Annotated in this window: 26 protein-coding genes; 12 read left to right on the top strand and 14 right to left on the bottom strand. The window is 48.8% G+C overall.

Translation table 11 applies throughout. From position 1 onward, the window contains the following. Window position 1 precedes the first annotated feature (1 nt). Genes NAC44_RS21470 through NAC44_RS20545 form a run of 3 tightly spaced genes read right to left on the bottom strand, consistent with a single transcriptional unit; the run spans window position 2 to window position 1399 of the window. Entirely contained in the window at window positions 2-298 is a 297-nt protein-coding gene (locus NAC44_RS21470) for a VirB3 family type IV secretion system protein (protein WP_420840005.1), read from the bottom strand. Further along, on the bottom strand, window positions 298-630 hold the full coding sequence (locus tag NAC44_RS20550) for a TrbC/VirB2 family protein (protein ID WP_250943486.1): 333 nt from the start codon (window positions 628-630) through the stop codon (window positions 298-300). Before NAC44_RS20550 ends, NAC44_RS21470 begins: the two co-directional genes overlap by 1 nt. Window positions 631-646: 16 nt before the next feature. Continuing rightward, window positions 647-1399, bottom strand: coding sequence for a lytic transglycosylase domain-containing protein (locus NAC44_RS20545; RefSeq protein WP_250943484.1), 753 nt, complete (start codon window positions 1397-1399; stop codon window positions 647-649). Window positions 1400-1485: 86 nt separating this feature from the next. On the opposite strand from NAC44_RS20545, the gene NAC44_RS20540 reads away from it, so the two are divergent. The 4 genes from NAC44_RS20540 to NAC44_RS20525 are packed head-to-tail and all read left to right on the top strand — an operon-like array spanning window position 1486 to window position 3832. Continuing rightward, window positions 1486-2094 carry a hypothetical protein gene (locus NAC44_RS20540; RefSeq protein WP_250943482.1) on the top strand — a complete coding sequence of 203 codons (609 nt, stop codon included), beginning with the start codon at window positions 1486-1488 and terminating at the stop codon, window positions 2092-2094. Continuing rightward, window positions 2094-2633: a thermonuclease family protein gene (locus tag NAC44_RS20535; protein WP_250943504.1), complete on the top strand. Its 540-nt coding sequence runs from the start codon at window positions 2094-2096 to the stop codon at window positions 2631-2633. Before NAC44_RS20540 ends, NAC44_RS20535 begins: the two co-directional genes overlap by 1 nt. Further along, a complete protein-coding gene (locus NAC44_RS20530) occupies window positions 2630-3304 on the top strand; it encodes a thermonuclease family protein (RefSeq protein ID WP_250943480.1) in 675 nt (224 codons plus the stop codon). Before NAC44_RS20535 ends, NAC44_RS20530 begins: the two co-directional genes overlap by 4 nt. 3 nt (window positions 3305-3307) lie before the next feature. After that, window positions 3308-3832 (top strand): hypothetical protein, encoded by a 525-nt coding sequence (locus NAC44_RS20525; RefSeq protein ID WP_250943477.1) that lies wholly within the window; start codon window positions 3308-3310, stop codon window positions 3830-3832. Between the two features lie 61 nt (window positions 3833-3893). Here NAC44_RS20525 and NAC44_RS20520 read toward each other — a convergent pair whose 3' ends face one another. Continuing rightward, entirely contained in the window at window positions 3894-4142 is a 249-nt protein-coding gene (locus NAC44_RS20520; protein ID WP_250943475.1) for a hypothetical protein, read from the bottom strand. A gap of 628 nt (window positions 4143-4770) precedes the next feature. Here NAC44_RS20520 and NAC44_RS20515 point away from each other — a divergent pair. Beyond that, complete coding sequence (locus NAC44_RS20515) at window positions 4771-5334, top strand: hypothetical protein (RefSeq protein WP_250943473.1); 564 nt, start codon at window positions 4771-4773, stop codon at window positions 5332-5334. A gap of 11 nt (window positions 5335-5345) precedes the next feature. Here NAC44_RS20515 and NAC44_RS20510 read toward each other — a convergent pair whose 3' ends face one another. Genes NAC44_RS20510 through NAC44_RS20500 form a run of 3 tightly spaced genes read right to left on the bottom strand, consistent with a single transcriptional unit; the run spans window position 5346 to window position 8392 of the window. Then, window positions 5346-6044: an invasion associated locus B family protein gene (locus tag NAC44_RS20510; RefSeq protein ID WP_250943471.1), complete on the bottom strand. Its 699-nt coding sequence runs from the start codon at window positions 6042-6044 to the stop codon at window positions 5346-5348. Window positions 6045-6067: 23 nt separating this feature from the next. Then, window positions 6068-7186 carry a YadA-like family protein gene (locus NAC44_RS21390; protein WP_250943469.1) on the bottom strand — a complete coding sequence of 373 codons (1119 nt, stop codon included), beginning with the start codon at window positions 7184-7186 and terminating at the stop codon, window positions 6068-6070. Window positions 7187-7201: 15 nt separating this feature from the next. Beyond that, window positions 7202-8392 (bottom strand): hypothetical protein, encoded by a 1191-nt coding sequence (locus NAC44_RS20500; protein WP_250943466.1) that lies wholly within the window; start codon window positions 8390-8392, stop codon window positions 7202-7204. A gap of 524 nt (window positions 8393-8916) precedes the next feature. Between NAC44_RS20500 and NAC44_RS20495 the strand changes: the two genes are divergently transcribed. The 3 genes from NAC44_RS20495 to NAC44_RS20485 all read left to right on the top strand — a co-directional run bounded on the left by NAC44_RS20495 (window position 8917) and on the right by NAC44_RS20485 (window position 11439). Then, window positions 8917-9474 (top strand): recombinase family protein, encoded by a 558-nt coding sequence (locus NAC44_RS20495; RefSeq protein ID WP_250943464.1) that lies wholly within the window; start codon window positions 8917-8919, stop codon window positions 9472-9474. 404 nt (window positions 9475-9878) lie between these two features. Further along, window positions 9879-11099, top strand: coding sequence for a replication initiation protein RepC (gene repC / locus NAC44_RS20490; protein ID WP_274706986.1), 1221 nt, complete (start codon window positions 9879-9881; stop codon window positions 11097-11099). Next, window positions 11089-11439, top strand: coding sequence for a hypothetical protein (locus NAC44_RS20485; protein ID WP_250943462.1), 351 nt, complete (start codon window positions 11089-11091; stop codon window positions 11437-11439). Before repC ends, NAC44_RS20485 begins: the two co-directional genes overlap by 11 nt. Here the strand turns inward: NAC44_RS20485 and NAC44_RS21385 are convergent. Beyond that, a complete protein-coding gene (locus NAC44_RS21385) occupies window positions 11430-11960 on the bottom strand; it encodes a helix-turn-helix domain-containing protein (protein WP_250943460.1) in 531 nt (176 codons plus the stop codon). The genes NAC44_RS20485 and NAC44_RS21385 overlap by 10 nt on opposite strands. Before the next feature lie 332 nt (window positions 11961-12292). Between NAC44_RS21385 and NAC44_RS20475 the strand changes: the two genes are divergently transcribed. Together NAC44_RS20475 and NAC44_RS20470 are read left to right on the top strand one after the other, a co-directional pair. Then, window positions 12293-12736: a helix-turn-helix domain-containing protein gene (locus tag NAC44_RS20475; protein ID WP_250943458.1), complete on the top strand. Its 444-nt coding sequence runs from the start codon at window positions 12293-12295 to the stop codon at window positions 12734-12736. Window positions 12737-12809: 73 nt separating this feature from the next. Then, window positions 12810-13241, top strand: coding sequence for a helix-turn-helix domain-containing protein (locus NAC44_RS20470; protein WP_250943456.1), 432 nt, complete (start codon window positions 12810-12812; stop codon window positions 13239-13241). A gap of 6 nt (window positions 13242-13247) precedes the next feature. Here the strand turns inward: NAC44_RS20470 and NAC44_RS20465 are convergent, their stop codons facing one another. The 3 genes from NAC44_RS20465 to NAC44_RS20455 all read right to left on the bottom strand — a co-directional run bounded on the left by NAC44_RS20465 (window position 13248) and on the right by NAC44_RS20455 (window position 14920). Further along, window positions 13248-13439 carry a hypothetical protein gene (locus NAC44_RS20465; protein WP_250943454.1) on the bottom strand — a complete coding sequence of 64 codons (192 nt, stop codon included), beginning with the start codon at window positions 13437-13439 and terminating at the stop codon, window positions 13248-13250. Between the two features lie 2 nt (window positions 13440-13441). Next, a complete protein-coding gene (locus NAC44_RS20460; protein WP_250943452.1) occupies window positions 13442-14083 on the bottom strand; it encodes an acyl-homoserine-lactone synthase in 642 nt (213 codons plus the stop codon). A 93-nt stretch (window positions 14084-14176) separates the two neighbouring features. Then, the gene (locus tag NAC44_RS20455; RefSeq protein WP_250943450.1) at window positions 14177-14920 is read right to left on the bottom strand and encodes a helix-turn-helix transcriptional regulator; all 744 of its coding nucleotides are present in this window, start codon (window positions 14918-14920) and stop codon (window positions 14177-14179) included. Window positions 14921-15231: 311 nt separating this feature from the next. Here NAC44_RS20455 and NAC44_RS20450 point away from each other — a divergent pair, with 311 nt between their 5' ends. Then, complete coding sequence (locus tag NAC44_RS20450) at window positions 15232-15501, top strand: hypothetical protein (protein ID WP_250943448.1); 270 nt, start codon at window positions 15232-15234, stop codon at window positions 15499-15501. A gap of 183 nt (window positions 15502-15684) precedes the next feature. Further along, window positions 15685-16191 (top strand): methyltransferase, encoded by a 507-nt coding sequence (locus NAC44_RS20445; RefSeq protein WP_250943446.1) that lies wholly within the window; start codon window positions 15685-15687, stop codon window positions 16189-16191. Between the two features lie 117 nt (window positions 16192-16308). Here the strand turns inward: NAC44_RS20445 and NAC44_RS20440 are convergent, their stop codons facing one another. The 3 genes from NAC44_RS20440 to NAC44_RS20430 all read right to left on the bottom strand — a co-directional run. After that, window positions 16309-16656: a hypothetical protein gene (locus tag NAC44_RS20440; protein ID WP_250943444.1), complete on the bottom strand. Its 348-nt coding sequence runs from the start codon at window positions 16654-16656 to the stop codon at window positions 16309-16311. Beyond that, complete coding sequence (locus tag NAC44_RS20435) at window positions 16653-17324, bottom strand: ParA family protein (protein WP_250943442.1); 672 nt, start codon at window positions 17322-17324, stop codon at window positions 16653-16655. The genes NAC44_RS20440 and NAC44_RS20435 overlap by 4 nt, the downstream gene beginning before the upstream one ends. A 392-nt stretch (window positions 17325-17716) precedes the next feature. Continuing rightward, the coding region (locus NAC44_RS20430) for a hypothetical protein (RefSeq protein WP_250943441.1) at window positions 17717-17993 on the bottom strand (277 nt) is incomplete at its 5' end.

Raw genomic sequence — 17993 nt, 5'->3', positions numbered from 1 at the left:
ATCAGGCACCATAAGAATTGCCGCCCCAGAAGGACTTGTTTTGGGATATGGAAATTTTCGATACGTAAACTACAAAAATATTTATTATATTTTTGTCTTTCGTACATGCAATAAGTAGTAGGAAGTAAATTACTGGTGAAATAAAAAAGCAATAGAAGCTTTTTATATCAATCCAAGCAACGAATGTTATTAGAAATATAACAATAAATGCAGAATATGGTATTCCAAATATATTGGGATCGGCCGTTAGGCCGATCACAACTGAATTTGTGTGTGGTTTTTCTTGATCTTTTATCATTATTGACCACTTAATGCCGGTGCGATAGTGTTAAATATTGTCGGCGCTCCAATGAGAATTGCAATCCCAATCGCAATTTGCAGAGCGTGAGCCAAATTGAGGCGGCCAACGAGCCACGATACGCCCACGGTAATAATCGCCAGAGTGCCGGCTAACTGTGCAAAGGAGCCGGAAAGAAACGTAATAACCGTGTTCAATGAGTTCACGATTGGAGAGAAGCCGCTAGTATCCGCGGCTAAAGCAAGGCTTGATTGAGACAGGAAAAGAATGGAGCAAGCACCCAAAAATTGAACATGCTTGCTGCGAGCCAGCTTTTTAAGTTTCAGAAACATTTATTTCTCCTTGATTTTAAAAGTTCCAAACGCCGCCGACAAACCCGTTCGTCGGATCACCCTGTCCAATTCCGACAAAGGCAGCAGATTTATTTTGGTTGTTTACTTGTTTATATTTATTATTATCGTCTAATAATTCATTGTTAATCTGATAATTCAATATCTTTGAAACATAATTTAATGTTTCTTTGAAAGGAGGGACGCCTTTATATTGATAAACGCTACCTTCTCCACTGTTATAAGCAGCGGCGACGAGAACCGGATCTTTGAACTTCACGAAAAGGTCCTTAATATAACGCATTGAAGCGTCGATATTGCTTTCTGGATCGCAAATATCGCTGACGCCATACCGGCTTGCCGTTGCAGGAATAAGCTGCATTTCCCCCCGAGCGCCGGCCTTGCTGTCACGGGCAAGCCCGAATCGGCTTTCCGAATAACCCACAGCTAATGCGAATTTAGGATCGACCCCATATTTCGCCGCCTTGGCGATAATGATGGATCGAACCTCCTCTGGAGATAAGGGCGACGGACCGCACTCGCTCTGCACAACCGGACGGCTGGAAGGAAGCGGAACGACGAAAGGGGCAACATTCGATGTTTCGGCGGTAAAGGCTGAGGATGGTTGGAAAATGCCAATGCACATGGCAGAGGTCGCAAAGACAAGACCAGGCCAAGCTACTTGTCTGTTATCGGATCGCCTACGCATTATCATGTTCGGTAAACCCATGCCGGAGTAATTCGCCAACTCAAAAAACAGATTGATTGACATCTTATTTTGATACTAAATACACAAAAAAAATGGAAATGGAATGCTATGGATATCAAAAAAGGCGACTTTTCGCCGGAGGCTGTAAAATGATCACAAAAAAAATCTTGCTCACCATGGGATTGCTAATGGCAGCAATGAGCAATGGGCATGCGGCGAATATAAATAAGAATTATATAAAGTCTCTTGTGAGTCCCGGAAAATTTGTTATTGTTATAGAGTACTATAACAATAACAATAACGCATCAAAGAGAGTTGGTTATACGTCAAATTCTCCGTTTAATGCTGATGGTCCGGGGAAAATTGCCATTAATAAAAGCGCTGATATTAACTTATACGGTTTGCATCCGTGCAAAGGCGATTTGGTTAATATCAAAGAGGGATACAGCGGATCATGCGATGATTATGCGGTCGATCAGCTGAAAACGATCCTGAAGTCGGCTCCCGTGATCTACTGCCTTGCGTTTGTCAGCGAGGAAAATTCAAAGACAAAAGACGCAACCTGCTACGCTTACACCTATTTTCCCGGCAGCATGGATTCTGTCGATATGATCGAGGAACAGCTTGTTTCCATCGGTGCGATGGAACTGGACCGCAATAAGGACGGTCGCCCGATCCGTCCCGATCTCGCTAAAGCTGAAAATATTGGCCGCAAAGGCAAATATGGTCTGTGGCAAGACCCGAGGTTTCAGAAATGATCAAACGAGCTTTGACCGTTGCCATTGGAATATTCACGGCGGCTCATGCCGCTAATGCCGCCCAGGCTGGCTATTTCGATGTACCACCTACTGTCACGCTCGAAAGCGGCGATACTTGGCGCCTCGACGGGCAAAGATACAGAATTTACGGCATCCAAAGTTGCCTGAGAGGGACCGCTTACACGGATAAAGCCGGTCATAAGCAGGATTGCGGAAATGCGTCTCTTGCCATGCTGGCCGCCTATATTGCCGATGGTCATCCGCAATGCGCACCTCTGATCAAGGAGGAAAAAATCACCTACGTTGTCTGCTATATCCGCGTTGCAAACGAAATTCTCGATCTAGCCAACGTAATGATTACCTCTGGCTTCGCATTCACGGCCCTCAACATTGAAGGCTTGCCCTACGTCCCGACCTACGCAGTGGCCGAACAGACCGCTCGCCAAAAAAAATCCGGTCTTTGGCAATTCCCCGATTTCCCTCATCCATCTGTCATCTTGTCAAAGCTTGCCTTCCAGGCCGAAAGGGTCAAAAAATGAAATTAAAGCAGTTTCTTTTACCAATCGCTTTGCTTTTCACCAATCCGGCATTAGCGGCTGACCTCGTTCATTTGCCACAAGATCCAGCATATTTCCCACCGGCGCCGACAACCTCTATCAGTGGATATCCATCCGTCATCGATGGTCGAACACTCTATTTTCCTTCGATCCACCAAACCCTTCGCTTATACCCGATCGATACTTGCGAGTTGCCGCAATGGTCGATCCGGCCAGGATCGATTCAAGAAGGAAGACATTCCGAACCAATGCCGTGCGGGGCGCTAGCAAAAGCATGGTTGCGACGCGCAATCAACAATCAGCCGGTTCATTGCACAGTTCTGCCTCACGACCAGAACAAGCCTGAGCAGGCAATATGCGAAGCAAGCGGCAAAGATTTAGGGCTCGAAATGCTACGTGTCGGATTGGCAAAACTGGACGTATCGTTTCCCACCAAATCCTCCTATCTCCTCGCTCAAAACAACGCCATGACGAAAAGATATGGAATCTGGTCAACCTATGTACTCGACATGGCCGAATGGCGGAAAAAGGCCGTCGATAAAACCCTGACGCGCCAGCCGATCGCTGACCTTCATCTTTTGAATGAACGTCAAAGTGAAATCTCCCCTGCCTTCAGCGACGCCCGAAACAGGCCCTATACCACGGAGCGGTAAATCATGAAAAAGCTTCTGCGTTATCTCATCGCATCCGCATTGATGGCAAGTTCATCGGCGCCAAACGTCGCAAGAGCGGATGATGCATCATGGGGGTGTCAGGTCCTCTTGTGTTCGGCTGCGTCTGCTCCTGACTGGCATGGAATCCCATACTGCCTTGCACCTATGCATAAGCTCATCGCCGCGATGGTAGGATTTAACTTCTCGTGGCCAATCTGCACTGAAGCCGGGACCGGTAAGCCGGGATATGAGGAATATGCAGACTGCCCGACAGGATGGGTTATTGGCTATGCTAATGACAATTCGAAAAATTCGCAGGGCGTTAAACCAAGTCTTTGCATCATCCCGCGCACCGGCTGCACATCAAATCTCTATCAACGGGAAGGAGATCGACGACATGGCGTCAGTCTCGATTGCGAACACCCATTACAACAAATGGAACGCGCGAAAAGAGATGATCCATATTATTATGATATTTCAGATAATAATGGTGTAAAACAGAGATTTTATTTTAATCTAAACTACTGACTTCAAAACCCGGATTCTCCGGGTTTTTTCTTGTCGTCCTGGTGGAGATTGTTTTCCAGCCTTAGAGCTGCGGGAGCAGCTCGTTGAGGCCGGAGCCGCCGCGTTGCGGCGCGCGCAGCAGGCGAAGGCAACCCGCGCCCGTAAGGTTGCGCCGTAGGGATTGCCGAAGCCTTGTGGGAAACCAAGCGGCAAGCGCCGTCGCTGTCCAGTCGGTCCCGCCTGTCTGCCTGTGGCAGACCGCTATGCTCAGGCTCCTGCGGCTGGCCTGATCGCGCCCGCGCTCATCGAGAATGCCCGAAATCCCCGCCATAGGCGGGCCGCTATGCTGATTTCTCCGATGCTCTTCATTCCATCCTTCCGCCGACGACGCCGCGCAGCGGCGCGTTCGTCAGAAGGGGCAACCCCGGTCGCGGATCGGCGCGGATCTTCTGCGAAGATCGCGCCCGACCCGCCCGCCGACCCATGCCGCAATCTCGGTCGCAATCTCGTGCGAGATCTCGGCCGAGATTCAAAGGGCAGGGCGAGACAGGCCCCGCAAGATCGTGCGCCGGCAGCGCCCTCTTGCGCGCCTGGCTGCACCGGCCAGACCGAGCCGGCTGCTCACGGCCCTGCAGGGCCGTGATCGACGCTGGCGGGAAAGGGGATGGAGAGGCTTTGCCTCTCGGATTGACTGCTTCGCAGACCTTTTCAGTAGAAGGGAAAGGAAGGCTCTGCCCTCCCTTCCCCACAAGGGGAAAATCGGGTCTCCCCATGCTTCCTTCTTCCGCTTCGCTCCAGTCGTGCAGCACGGCGCTAAAGCGCCGCCCTCCGGGTGGGTGATCCCCCTCCCGATTTTCCCCTTGTCCCCTTCCCTCCCGCTGCTCCGCGCGAACTCGGGGGTAAGGGCCGGCCCTTACCCCTTCGGGGAAAGGCCGCTTCGCGGGAAAAAGGAGAGTATCATGACCGTTGCGACCCTGACTGAAAACGCAGTTCTCGTTGACGCCACTTTCTTCAAGGCGGTCGTTAATCTCGACGACCTCTTGTTGGTGCAATGCCTGTCGAGAGGAGATCACAACTATGCTGCAAAGGAAGTGGTGAAGTTTGTCGAACGCCTGAACGCTTACAGCGAGCTGGTTTTTGACCTCGTTCAATCGGGTGCTTTGCCAGACACCTACGATTGGCAGTCGGACTTTGTTTCATTCATGAAAACGCATATCCGAATGACGAAAAAATGTTGGAAGGCATTTGCGAACTGCACGCCAACCGATGGTCATTTTTCGGACCATTCGCTGAAACGTCGCAATGAACAACGATGGGAAATCGGCATGCGCCGAAGGTCCGAACTCTCCGGCCATTTCACGGAGGCAATGAACCGCCTGAGATCGTTCGTAGTCTGCACCAATGACGAGCGGTCGCAGATCGAGGTTGTTCAGCCGCCCAAGCAGAGCTTGCTCCGTCGTCTCCTGGCGGCAATCATCCTTCCGGTTCCTGCCGCCAATCACCTAGTAAAAAGCCCGCAATAGCGGGCTTTTTTTCAATTCAGAGGAATTTTCGGCATTGATCGCTCTACCCGAGCCTCTTTCCTTGCCGGTTTATGCGGCTCTTTCACTTCTGCTTTTTGGTGTTCCTCGCCCTTCACCGGCTTTCCTTTACTGTCAAAGCGGGCGAAGGGATTCGTTGCTGCTGCAATGGCCTCATTGAAGCCGTCCATCGATCCATCAATGGACACTGGCGCCTGTTGTCCTGCCTGGTCTTTTACGAAATACGAAAATTTCACCTGACTTGATGACGAAATCGCCGTTTGAATGACCGGTGTGAACTCGAACCCTGCAATGCAGCCCGTCTTGCCGCAGGTCCAATCATTCGGCTCAATCCGTTTATCGACGGATTTGAAGGAAATGGTCATCGGTTTGCGGTTGTCGAAATCCGGTCCAACCGACACAACGACAAAGAGCTTGCCGGTTGCTGTCTGCGAAATCCGCCACAGCACAAGATGATTGTCCCTGCCGACAAACTGTTGCAGGGCGCACAGCCTTTTGTTGGTAGATAGCCGAATGTCGCAGCGCACGGCCCAGGCATTGAATCCGCGTTGCAGGCTCATAAGGTCGCCTGGCTCAACCTTCTCTTTTGCGCTGACAAGCGCCGCCATGGGTGGAATTTTTGCGGCTTCCTCTGCATAGCCAGAGGTTGCGCCGAGAGTGAGCAGACCGAGTGCGATAAGACTTCTTTTCACAATACATTTCCTTTTGAATATATTCAGTTGAGTGTGAAGGACAAGCCCGCGTTGAATGACGTGTCCTGCGTTGCCATCGAGTGAGACACCGAGGCATTCACCCGGAAGTTTCCTTCTTCCGAGGTGTAGCCAATGCCGGCAACGATTGATGAAGACCCTTTGAATGAGCCGATGCCGCTCGCAAAGGAAAGCTTGCCTGGTCGGGGGTCAAAACGAAGTGCGGCCATCGCCATAGCCGATGCAATGCCCCCACGCGCCTCACCACGCGACTGTGCAATCTCACCGGACAGTTGAGCAAACCGCTGCTGATTTTCAGCCTGCATTTGTTCAACGCGCTGATCCGTGTAGTAGAAGGACGAGAGCTCGGATATCGCGACCTGCCGAACGGTTGCGGCATCGCTCAATTCGGTGCCATCGGCAACGTTATGAATTGCCACCGGCCCGCTCGCGCTGCCCGAGAGACTGATTGAGTTGAGGCGGTTGCCGCTGCTGTCCGTGTCGTATTGCACCGAGACCTTGTTTGTCTCAGCCAGGGCGTCCCCTACATTATTGTAGCTTTGCCCGGCAACAGTATAGGTTGGTGCTGTTATCGATCCATCACCATTAATGTGAGCCCCACCACCAAGAGCTGATACGGTTGTTTGCAACTGGGCGACATTAACCGCATCGTCAGAGTCCACACCAGATGCAACATTGCTCAGCAAAACCGCCTTTCCAGTGGAATCATTAAATGTAATTCCACCCGTCTTGTTTCCTGATGTATCAGTATTGTATTTGACTGCGGTATTATCAAGAGTGTTTATCTTGTCTGAATTGTAGTTTATATCTTGAGAATTTTTATCAATCTCTCCTTGCTGTGTCGTTGCGGTGGACTGCAATGCAGTAATCTCGCCATCATGCTTGTCGAGTTCCGCCTGCTGCGTTTGTGACGATGCTTGCAGGTTGCTAACATCGGTTTCTACAGTTTTTATGCGGGCTTCATGATTGGCCAATTCTGTTGACTGGCTGGCGGCCCCCGTTTCCAGCGAGGAAATCTCGCCGTCGTGCTTGTCGAGTTCCGCCTGCTGGTTGGCCGGGGTTGTCTTCAGGCCGGAAATGTCGCTCGCGTACTGGGCACCGCCCTTCGTGTTCGCATCGAACACGTTAAGATCAGTGGCCTACGACGATGACAGCGAGGAAATCTCGCCGTCGTGCTTGTCGCGTTCCGCCTGCTGGTTGGCTGTGGTTGCCTTCAGGCCGGATATGCCGCTCGCGTTCTGGGCCACGCCCTTCGTGTTCGCATCGATCTCGTTCTGCTGCGTGGCCGTCGTCGATTGCAGCGAGGAAATCTCGCCGTCGTGCTTGTCGAGTTCCGCCAGCAGGTTGGCCGTGGTTGTCTTCAGGCCGGAAAGGTCGCTCGCGTTCTGGGCCACGCCCGACGAGTTCGCTTCGATCTCGTTCTGCTGCGTGGCCGACGTCGATTGCAGCGAGGAAATCTCGCCGTCGTGTGTGGCAAGTTCCGCCTGCTGCTTTGAAACAGTAGTGCTTGTGGCAGCCAAATTGCTAGACGTGGCAGAAAGCTGAGACTGCAATGATTCTACATTCGATTCAGTTGCGGCTTCACTAACCCCGAGGCTTTTAATATTGTCCTCTGCCGTTGACATTCGAGATGTCAATGACGAAATGTTGCCTTCATCAGTGCCGAGTTGCGAAAATATTGTATTGATATTCTGTGTGTTCCGCGTAACGTTTTTAATTCCGTTATTCATTTGATACTGTAGCTCTGAGATATTTCCTTCATTGACTGTTACGCGATTTGTTAAGCTTGTAATATTATTCGTGTTTATATTTTGCTGATTTGTAAGGTTGTCGATGCTTTTTTGTTGACTTGAAACTGTTCCTGACAGGCTGTTAACTGTAGAGCTCAAATTATTCAAGCTTGTCGAGAAACTATCTTGTTGCGATTTAAGGTTATTTACGACTGTATTTATATTATTATATTGATTCGAAAGGTCGTTAACACTTCCACTTAAAGATGATATGTTATTATTTATTGTATTAATTTTATTGTTAGTGTCGCTTGTCAGGCTGTTAACCTGATTTTGTAGGTTAGACGTATTTGTTGAAGTTTGATTTATAGTATCAAGATTGATGCATGAGGCAATATTATCGTGTTGTCCGTTTGGATTGACGTAAAATGTATTCCCATTTCCAATATTTCCCTCAAGACCCATAGAGCAGAACCAACCCGATGCTTGACTGCTGACCGGTATGTCAACCTCCTGAGTACCTGCGATCGCGGATTGGCCTGTGATAATGATTGCTGCTGTTGAGAGTAGAGCCTTTTTGATTGCATGCCTTGCCGCCATGATGATAACCGCCTGTTATTAAAAAAAGTAACTTTTTAGCTCTATAGGGCGTGTTAAAAAAATAATCAACAATTGAAAAATCAGAATTTAACGCAGATTTAAACTAATAATATATATATATATCAATTGTTTAGATCGAAATTGAGGCTGCGTAAAAATGAATGTTTGCTCCACTCATCTTTTTTGTCTGGCATCAAAATATGATATTTTCTCGTCAAAACCACTATATCGGGTAGTTCACTGATCGGGAATATTCTGCTTTTAGGCGATAATATTTCGCAGTTCTATTTTTGATTGGTCTGCGTCTAAAGCCTAGCGGTTTTCGCAACAGGTGGCCGTTTGCGGGAGGGGCGATATGCTACCTAAAGCCGGCCACCGATATCGCCAGCCGTGCGGGCAATGTCACCTTTGAGTATACCCATTCGTTACATGCGAATGTGACATTCTTCAGTGTCACATATGGATATGCTAACCCTAAAAGTTACGCTACATATGCGAAACCACTCTAATGTTACGGATTCGGCATGGCTCGCATTGGATACGCCCGCGTCAGCACCTCAGAGCAGGACCTTTCCATCCAGATCGAACGGCTGAAGACTGCCGGTTGCCAAGTTATCAGGTCCGAAACCGGATCGGGCAGTTCGAGACAGGGGCGCTCAGAACTGGAAACGATCTTGCAGTTTCTTCATGCTGGGGATGAGCTGGTTGTGTTGCGTCTTGATCGCCTCGGGCGTTCGACCCGCGATGTTCTGAACATCGTCCATGAACTAGATGAAAAGCGCGCCGCCTTGCGCGTCCTCGAACCTGAAATTTCCACTGCTGGCGACATGGGCCGAATGGTCATCACGATCCTTGGCATGGTGGCGGATATGGAGCTGAAGTTCATCAAGGATCGACAGAGGGCAGGCGTTGAAGCTGCAAAAGCCTTGGGTGTTTACAAGGGCCGCAAGAAGGCGGTCAATGACGATGAGATCCGCAAACGCATCGCTTCAGGAACCACCAAAGCAAACTTGGCGAGGCAGTTGGGTGTTTCCAGGATGACGATTTATCGCGCTCTTAAAGAGACTGGCTCCAAATCATAGCAGGATTTGAGACTCAGGAATCGTTCATTAGAACTCTTTTTGATACTGCACGTATCAGGCGACACGAAAGTTATCATTACATATCAATAGGATGACTCTTTGGTCTGGACAAAGCTATGGAGAGTCGATTATCAAAAAATAAGCACGTTTGCTGCTAGGGGCGTCGAGGGGTATATTTTTTGATGCTCTCAGCCCGATTCGGGCAGCTAAAACAAAGAGGATCAAGACACCCAGAAAAAGAAAACCGCTCCGGAACAAAGTTCAGAAGCGGCGCTGCGAAAAAAGCAAAAATTTAAAACCGAATTCTGTATCGCAGTTCCCCTTCTAAATGTCAATATAAAAAACACCGTTCCGGTGATCGGCGAAGCTTTGCCTGACGTGTCCTTAAAATAAGGGGTCAGAAATTGCGAGACGATATCAATAATCGATACTCAAAGGCGAGGAAACTTACTTCCGAGCGTGCGCACTATCTTGAAATGGCACAAAAGCGAACTACCCCCCCCCTGACGAGGGGACAACTCGCTATCTTGTGTCAAGAATTGCCCTCTATTGGCATGGTCAACTCGACAGAGGCATTTGTCCTTCTAAAAATCATCAACGCCGTGCCGGCTGAAAGCTTTCGCCCAGGTAGCGAACCTCCAATCGTTTTCAAATCGAACCGTGCCCTCGCGATGGAAGCGGGCCGCAGCGAACGGTCGATCAGCCGGATACTCTCATCGCTTATCGATTGCGGACTGATCACGATGAAGGATTCGGGCAATTACAAGCGTCATGCTGGAAAGGGTGAGGCGGATGGGTGCGGCATCAATCTCAAAATCTTGATGATCAGACATGACGAACTCATGTCTGCGATCAGAGCCGCGAAAGCGGAACATACCGCGCGTCAGGCTTTAAAGCGACAGCTCAGCGGCGCACGCCGAAACTTCCGGGCGGCCCTCCAATCCGCACCGGCCCACATCGCCCGCAGACTGGAATCTCGATATGAAAAAATCAATGCGCTTGTAGCGCACGCTGCGGGCGCGGAGACGTCGATAATCAAGCGCGCTATCATGCTCATTGAGTGGCTGACACGCACCATATTTGGCAAAAATATGGCACATATGACATGCACACCCGCCAATTTTGACAAGCACATACATATTACAACCCCACATCAAATCGATAGTAATGATAAGCGGCGTGAGCCTAACGGCTCACCAGAACTTGTCCAGTCTGGCTACGCCAGAAGGGCTTATGAAAAAAGCCTGATCGAAACGCCGAGGCAGGGCAAGCCTAAACAGGGGCAATCAACCAACCTCCCCGGTTTGAGCGATCTTATAGCGGCGATCCGGCCATCATTGGAAACGTTCGGGTTGCGCGCGCCGAGCAGTTGGGCCGACCTGGCCCAACTCATGCCAAAAATGTGCGTGGTCGCCGGCATATCGATTGACGCCCGCGATCAAGCCATCCACCGCATGGGGGCGCAAGCCGCCGCAACGGCGGTCGCTGTGACATTCCAAAAAACTTGCTCAGGGCAGGTTAAGTCGCCCGGCGGCTATTTGCGCGCGATAACTGACCGCTCCGCAAGCGGTAACATCAATCTTCCGGCCTCTGTTTTCGGACTGGTGCAGCAACATGCAAGGTAAGCCATCAATCACGAAAAACACGATCCTCTTTCGCGGGCCTGACATCGACGCCGAAGTCGGCCATGGGCATCTTCAGATCGGTGACATTGATTTTTCGATTACGATTATTCCAAACTACCCGTCAAATCCGAAGGCGCCAACGCACCACGTCTATCGAGATGACGGGCCGATCAAGGAGCGTATTGGTGGGGTTTGGTTGGGCATCAATGCAAAAGGAGCGCCCAAACGGACACTCCATCTTAAAAGCCTCAACATACAAGCCAATCTAGCGCCTGTTAGCGGCGCTCATGAAAACTGGTGGTCAATTATTCCTTGGTCGCCGCAAAAAACTCAATCCTGACTTGCTTTTTTTTCCATGAAATCAATGCTTGTCAGGAGTTGATACAAGATATCAACACGCTCGTTAGGCATGTCCGCAATCTTCTGCATGATCACGGCTCTTTTTTCAGCTTCAGCGGCGCTATCCCCAAACAAATGGGGCGCGGCAGCAACGAAAAAATGAATCGGGTTCACTCCGAAAATTTCGCAGAAGACGATCAGTCGTCGAACATCGAGCCGGCTTTCACCTCTTTCATATCGGCCATAGACAACCTTTGTCAGATCGAACAGGCGCCCCGTATCCTCCTGGGTAAGCCCGGAACCCTCGCGCACTGATTGAAGAAATTTTCCCAATCGACGGTCGAAATCTTTGAGGCTCACATGTCCTTCAAACCCGCTTCGACGATAGATCGTCTCTGGGCGTCCATCCTCTTCAGGGACGAGATCAAGTCCTTGTCTGGTGACGAAAGCCAAAGCAGCCTCAGTTATTTTGTCGTCCCTATTATCCTTCACGGAAATATCCTCAAAAGCTGCTACCGTCACGACCTGGCTCTTTGTAACGCAATCATAAAAACCCCTAACTTTTCATAGTGAGGAGCGGGATTTGTCAATAGTCGCTAACCTGTTTTCTCTATTACTTTTTTTAGTAAAATCGGTCTCCCTATAAAATGCGAATCGAGTCGAAAAATCAACCCATGATATATATTTTCGATTTGTGAAATAAAATTTTTCTCTTGATCGAGATACTAAATGTTAGTACTTTTAAGGCGATCAATGGCAAATTTTCGCCTAAAAGTTATCCAATAAAGATACGCTTTGCTGTTGTGAGTATCCTTTGGCTTAAGCTTTAATGATAGCGATCAAGAGACAATCATATGAAAGATAATAGCAAAAAACCACACCCCGTTGACGTTTTGGTTGGAGCGCGCATCCGCAGAGGTCGCACGATGAGCAGTATGAGCCAGGAGACTTTGGGGAAGGCGCTTGGAATTACATTTCAGCAAATCCAGAAATATGAAAAGGGAACCAATCGCGCCTCTGCAAGCCGTCTCGCTGAAATCTCGAAAATCACGAGACTGCCGATCTCATGGTTCTTTCAAGATATCGACCAAGACGCGACAGCTCAGACACTTGTGGAAGATCCGACGCATAATTTTATCCAATCATCAGAAGGTATCAAGCTTTGCAAAGCTTTTGTGGGCTTGCAAACCGAAGCATCCCGATCAGCGGTTCATGCTTTCATCAAGCAACTATCATCCATCGAATACGAAACTCAAACAATCGATCCACGCGCACAAATTGTATCAGAAAATCTATGAAACAATTTTTTCTTCACCAATTTTTATTTTGAATCGATTCTCTATTTATTGAAGTGAATGAGAGGTTATTTTTATGCCAGATGAGACACCAAAAAAAATCAGTTCGTTGAAACGCAAAAGGAATGTCCTGCCTGGTGATATTTATGCGGCCAATCAACTTCGCTTGGCTCGAACGCAGAAGGGGATGAGCCAGGACAAGTTGAGTGACCAACTCAATCTTTCTTTTCAGCAGCTCCAGAAATACGAGGCAGCAAAGAATCGCATGTCGGTCGGCGTTCTGGCGGAGATATGCAGGATATTGCACACTCCGCCATCATTTTTCTTCGATGATCCATCACTCGATAATGCAGAAACGAATACCTCTCCCGAAGTCGTTAAGATCAAGGAATTGCTCTCAAACCGAGATGCTCTCGAACTGAACACGTTGTTTATCAAGATCAACGACGACAATTTCAAAAAAAGCATTATCGCTTTGATGCGTTCCGCAGTCAAAAATCACATCTAAGGCTGATCACTCGATGAGTGTCGGTTCTCCCCGCTCAATATTCTCCAGCTCTTGCATAGCCATGCCGAGGAGATAGATCAGAAAAAAATGCTTGGATTTACGGGCTTGATCTATCAAATCGCCAAGAGATGAGCGGACATAGAGACATTCGTCGATTCCTTCATTTTTCCCTTCAGGGCCAATCCCCTCGTCGAACATGGTCAAACCTCATATCGCATGATTGTAGTAGCAGATTGACCCACCAGGACGGGAGCGCCGTCGCCCCGCATAGTCCGCAACATTTCGAGCGTCCGCCCGTCAAATTTGGCAACAACGGCAACAACGTCTTCGCCTTCGATCTTTTGCGGAATACCCAGAGGTGTCACGAGGAAATTGAGCTGCACCAGGCGCAACAGCCAAAGCGGGTCCATCTCAATCACGATTGAATCGATGTTCCGCATCATGCCCCATTCAATGATTGCAGAAAGCAATTCATTGGCGACAGGCGAAAGCTTGCGTCCACGCTCGCGATGTGCCTTCTCGACGCAATAGCGGGTCCATTCCCAGATACGCGGACCTTGCGGAAAATCCCTCTCGCATAGTCTGCGCAAACTTGGCACGGATGATAGCAAATGTGGCCTGGTCGTCGGCAACATCCGCTGATAGCCGACCACACGGCCCTCGCGCCGGCAAATCATATGAACAGCATGTTCGTTGTCGAAATCGTCAATCTCAAGCCCGTCAGGACTGGATAGGTCTTTCCACCCTTTTTCCTCGACAAAGACATCATGTCTCAACCGATACGCTTCACGCATCTCTTCTACGAAATGATGCATGTTTTCATGTGTTATGATTTCAATCATCGTCAAACTCCGTAAATCTAATTCTACATTCACGGTTGGAACGATGTTGACGCAGTAGGTTTTTCCCTACCTATACGGGTTTTTTTCTTATAGTTATGCTATAAGATTTCGTCTGAATGCTTCAGCTATTGCGTGTGATCTATTCATTACGTTCAACTTAAAGCGTATATTCGTGACATGCTTCTCGATAGCTTTTGCCGTCACACCCATGATGATCCCTGTCTCCCAATCGGTCTTTCCCTGAGAGAGCCATCTCAAAACTTCCAGCTCTTTTTCTGTTAACCGCACCTCTCCAGACACGGGCAATTTCGTCAGCTCGATCGCGCGCCCGAAGGCAAAAGTAGCGATCAAAGTCAGCGCTCCCCGCGCTTCCGGTGAAATGTCAATCTTCGACCCGGAAAAGGAGAATCCACCTACCCTGCCATCAAGAGAGACCAGCGGAACCGTACACCCATCGATCAGGCCAAATTCCTTTGCTCTGTCCATGACAAACCGTTCCCTGGCCGTTATCCGACCGGTCTGCGCAATTTCAGACCAGACAATGGTGCTTTCCATGCGCCGGCACTGCTTTATCATCGGATCTTCAAACAGGTAGCCATTCTCAAAATAGGTCGTTAGCCACTCCTGCGGACAATCCGAAATCAGAATATGCCGCATCTGCTCTGAAGGCAGCATACCCCGTCGTGGCATGAAGCCACAGAGTATGTTCTGGATTCCATAGCCATTGGTCGTTCTATAAATTGCTCGAATGAGGTCATCGATCCGATCAATCCGCTTTATTTCATCAAGAAATGAAATCGTTCTCGAAAGTTCACTTCCTAAAACTGAAGTTTCCATTTTTTATACCCTTTGGTTTTAAAAAAAATCACGCCTTTAATTAGCTTTCATTGCGCGGTATCAAAATTTAATATTTCGTATAGGCTGTGAACCTTATCCGAAACATTTATACCTATCCAGGTACGCATGACAACAAGAGAGAAAAGCCGGTTCGGTCTCCTTCCGGCTTGGCGGCGGCGGGTCTAAAAATCGGTGGCTAGTGACCCGCCGCCTTGCCTTTTTCTGAATTTTGAGGTGTCTTTTTGCGCACGGATAGGTTATATTTTTTGATATGCTCTACCTATTTATGCAAAACTGAAACAGGATAATGAATGCCCTATGACGTCGAACCCATCGCCGCATCGGTCGAATTAATTCTTTCCGATCATCGAACACCCTCCTTTCTGAAAATAGTAATACTCGAAATACTACAGAAATCAAAATTATCCTGTCCAAAATTCCAAGATATTATAGCGAAATTTCCTTTGAAAGAGGAACACTTTTGCTTATCCGACCTCATCACTCTGAAAACCTATGCGCCTGATATTGCGGAAGAAGCTGAAAAAATCATTTGTCTGATCGGAAATATTCAAATTCTCTGAAGGGAAATAACCATGTCGTCCTCCAGGCATTTCATGAATCACCGACACGAACCAATATCATCGCCCGATCTCTTCCCGACGCCTCCGTGGGCGACCAGATCAGTCCTGCACGAAATTCTTTTGCCTATGGGCCTCGATCTACGAAACCAGTCTGCGTGCGATCCAGCAGTCGGCAAAGGACACATGCTCCCAGCCCTACAGGAAGTGTTCAAAAGCGTCGATTTTAGCGATCTCAACGACTGGGGTATTTCGGCGCCAGTGATTGATTTTCTCAGTCCGGAGGCAGCCTGGTTATCGGCGGACTGGATCATTACAAATCCGCCTTTCAATCTGGCGACGGAGTTTCTTTTGCGTGCCTATGAAATCGCGCGCAAAGGTGTGGCTTTCCTCGTCCGTATCAATTTTCTGTCCGGAATAGAGCGGTACAACACCATTTTCCGGTGCCAGAAACCAACGCTCATCGCCTTTTATTCAGAGCGTGTTCCCATCATTGAAGGCGTTTGGGACCCGCAATCCTCAACCGCTACCGATTATGTCTGGCTAATTTGGCTGAAAGGCTCTTCGCCAATGGTCCCCGTCTGGTTTCCTCCCGGCATGGAAGAAAAATATACGAAGCAGAGCGATATGGTGCTGGCGACGCCGGGTGAAGCCGCGCGTCGGTTAAGCGTGAAAAAGGCAATGGGGCAGTAGGGCCTTTCGCTTCTGAGAAGCGAGCGCGCTCTATGCCGTTGGCACGAAGCCGCCGATGGCGTCTTCGCCCATTCGGGTGACGATCGCTAAGGCTTGCGCGGCGGCAGCGCCTTCGGCTTACTTGTCAGCCAATTCACGCTCAAGCGCGGCTATGGCCCGCTCTATGACCTCTGCAATAGCGTTACATTGCATCTCTTCCGCAAGCCGGTAGATCGTATTGTTTGTTTCCATTTTCAGCTTCACGCTGAAGGGCGTATTTCGTCCGGTTGACGGCTTTCGCCCTCGCCTCATCGGCTCGCGGATTGACTGAGCCGCTTTCACCACCACCGGATTTGAATGTCTTTCGGCATGTCTGGTGGTGAAACCAGAATCCGCGGCGTCCTGGTTAATCTGGTCCATTGTCAGACGCGGTTTTTCTTTTCTTTCACCGTCAAGGTCTGACAGATCGAGGTCAATGCGTTTCATGTCGGATCTCTTTTCAACAGGTCAATCAATTCAGCTACGAATGTCATCGCGTTCTCGCGGGCTTTATCCAAGCCTGGCACGTCAGCATTCGTAAGTGTTGAGAGTGTCTGACCGAAGTTCACGATGCCTTTAAAGGCCTCCCGTTCAATCAGGCGGGTATTCATAAACTGGATACCCGCGCCCTCAAATTGAGCGGCCAGTTCCCTTGCCGCTTTCGTGATATAGGCTGGAGGCATTCGCGCCCAAAAAACCCGCGTCGGCAATATTCGGCGTTGGTTTTTCTCCTGACGCTTGATGAAGCTGATGGTCTTGATGGCTTCTTTTGCATCCAGTTTCGACCCCTGTAGGGGGACAAGGATCGCATCGCTGACAGCCATTGCATACGCGGCAGTGAGGTTTGCTGATCCCTCAAGATCGATGATCACGAATTGAGCTGTTTGCTCATGTGTTTCGATCAACTCTTGAATATTTTCCTCGGTCACGTCACCGATTACAGTCAATTTCTCTGGCTTGTTTGCCGTCTCTGCCCATTCAACAATGGGCTGGTTAGGGTCTGCGTCGAAGACGCAAACTCTTGCCCCTTGTTCTGCCAGAATGGTGGCGGTCAGCAGGGCGCTTGTGGTTTTGCCCCCTCCCCCTTTCGTCGTCATAAACGATATGATTGTCATACGCACCCCCTGTTACTGATAATGACGCATTATATGTTATACGAAAACCAAGCGAATGCAATTTGAAAACGCTACGTATGGCATATAAAAGGAATACCAATACCATGGCAATGCCATATATATGCAATACGTATGTAAAAGGTATACCATAATTATAACAAAGATAAATATATAACATATAAATGATTTATGCAGACCATATGCATGATATATCAATATCACACATATATTATATAAATAATAATAGCATGTTATAAATAGGCGATGGGTATGACATGCATATGTAATAAATATAACATGTATATATAATAGAAATTTCAAATTTTAACTCACGGTTATGCTGGCGCATGACGCGCTGTTAATGCCGTCATGGCGGGCAGGTCGCCGTCTGCCTATTCATTCGAGTGAGGATGAAGATCAAGTGGAGACCGTTGCTCAATTCGCTGTTCTAAATTGGAGATATCGTCCTTCAGCTTTCCGATAATGAAGTGATGCCCACCCTTCTTTTTTTGTAATTCCAGAAGTAATTTGAGTAACTTCCTCATGTCAGCCAATTGTTCCAAAATTTTTTCTTGCATCGTTGCTCCTATGTTTATTTGATATTTATAAAATCCAGAATTTCGCGTTTGTTGTCGTCCTGGTGGAGATTGTTTTCCAGCCTTAGAGCTG

Origin of the sequence: Allorhizobium sonneratiae, from assembly GCF_023700755.1 — a bacterium.
GTDB lineage: Bacteria > Pseudomonadota > Alphaproteobacteria > Rhizobiales > Rhizobiaceae > Allorhizobium > Allorhizobium sonneratiae.
Note: the sequence above shows the minus strand (reverse complement) of the source record. Positions and strands in the feature narration are given on the sequence as shown.